Origin of the sequence: Bradyrhizobium sp. Leo170 (genome assembly GCF_004296405.1) — a bacterium.
Classification (GTDB): domain Bacteria; phylum Pseudomonadota; class Alphaproteobacteria; order Rhizobiales; family Xanthobacteraceae; genus Bradyrhizobium.
The window spans coordinates 1-1,425 of record NZ_PSRR01000711.1 but is presented as its reverse complement, the minus strand read 5'-3'; the positions used below and the strand labels follow the sequence as shown (position 1 = coordinate 1,425).

Annotated in this window: 1 protein-coding gene; it reads right to left on the bottom strand. The window is 64.5% G+C overall.

Annotated features, from left to right (window positions below):
- Positions 1 to 52 precede the first annotated feature (52 nt).
- Positions 53 to 1,425 (bottom strand): alkaline phosphatase D family protein (locus CWO89_RS44170; protein WP_130584381.1); only part of this gene is annotated, 1,373 nt, incomplete at its 5' end.

Here is a 1,425-nt window from a genome sequence, read left to right as displayed (position 1 = left end):
CCAGGACCGTCCCGGATTTCGCTGCGCTCCATCCGGGCTACAGGCAGCCTTCCTACACCGGCTTCGGGTCGAGCGTGGTTGACCACAGCGCGACGTCGGCGCGGTCGCGCAAGGTTACTGTCATCTGTCCGGTTGCGCCGTCGATCTTGACGTGGCCGAAGAACTGCATGCCCGCCGATGGCGGCAGGTTCTGCTTGTCGGCGCCGGGCGCCTTGATGAACTTCACCTCGGGTCCAAACGTGTTGTCGAGCTCGTTGGGGCCGAACGTGCCGGCATGCAGCGGGCCGGAGACGAATTCCCAGAACGGATCGAAGTCCTGGAACTGCGCCTTGTTCGGATTGTAGTAGTGCGCGGCGGCGTAGTGCACATCCGCCGTGAGCCAGACGGTGTTGACGATCCCGGCGGTCTTGATGAAACGCAGGATCTCGGCGATCTCGAGTTCGCGGCCGCGCGGCGGGCCGTCTCCTTGCGCGAACGCTTCGGAGCCCTTGCTGTTGGCCGCATCGTCATAGACGATGAGGCTGAGCGGCATGTCGGAGGCGATCACCTTCCAGGTGGCGCGCGAGTTGAGCAGTCCGCGCTTCAGCCAGGCGAGCTGGTCCGGGCCGAGGAAATAGGCATCGGGGCCATAGCTGGTCTGCTGGTTCGGACCGTTGGGTCCGCGATAGCTGCGCTCATCCAGCATGAACACGTCCAGATGCGGTCCGTAGCTCAGCGTACGATAGACGCGCCCCGGCTCGACGATGCTTTCGCGCATCGGATACATCTCGTGGAAGGCGCGCGCCGCGCGCGCCGCCAGCACGTTGATGTCGCGCTCCTTGTAGGCGGCAGGAAGCTGTTTCGACAGTGACCAGTTGTTGGTGACCTCGTGGTCGTCCCACTGCACGAAGATCGGCACTTCCGCATTGAACGCGCGCACATGCTCGTCGAGCAGGTTGTACTTGTGCGCCGCGCGGTATTCGTCGAGCGTCTCGGCGACCTTGGCCTTCTCCGGGATGGTGAGGTTCTTCCACAGCTTGCCGTCGGCGAGCTTCACCTCGGACGGAATGACGCCGTCGGCATAGATGGTGTCGCCGGAATGCAGGAAGAAATCCGGCTTGTATTTGCCCATGGTGGCGAAGGTGAACATGCCGCCGTCGTCGGGATTGATGCCCCAGCCCTGGCCGGCGACGTCGCCGCCCCAAACAAAAGTGACATCGCGCCGGTCGGCGGGCGCGGTGCGGAAGCGGCCGACCACGGGCTCGCCGGTGACGTTGACATGGGCAAGGTCGCGGAAGCGGACGCGGTAGAAGATGTCCTGGCCCGAGGGCAGGTTTTCCAGCAGCATCTTGGCGGTGAAATCGCTTTCGGGCAGCGCCGCGATCGGCGGCAGCGCGCGCGCGTCCTTGAAGGATTCGGTGGTTGCGACCTCGACCATCATCTGCG